General features: G+C 60.6%; 1 protein-coding gene. It reads right to left on the minus strand.

Going from position 1 to position 246, the window contains the following annotated elements:
- Window positions 1-246, minus strand: a 246-nt coding sequence (locus Q5L94_RS14030; RefSeq protein ID WP_317498962.1) for an FAD-linked oxidase C-terminal domain-containing protein, incomplete at both ends; no start/stop codon positions are given.

Here is a 246-nt window from a genome sequence, read left to right on the forward strand (position 1 = left end):
GCCGAAGTCGTTCAGCAATGCAATCATCTGGTCAGTAAAGGCGCGCACCCGTTCAACCTGCCAGGGAGATGCACCCGCAACAACGGCGTAATGGACATTGCCGTCGCCGAGGTGGGCAATCAGGAGGGGCTTCAGCCCGGCCTCTTCGGTCAGGGGCGTGGCCCGGTCCAGAAATTCGGGAATACGCGACAAGGGCAACGAAGCATCCAGCGCAACGAAATCCCCGTGCGAGACGATCGTCACAAG

The organism is Idiomarina sp. Sol25 (assembly GCF_033052775.1).
Taxonomy (GTDB): domain Bacteria; phylum Pseudomonadota; class Gammaproteobacteria; order Enterobacterales; family Alteromonadaceae; genus Idiomarina.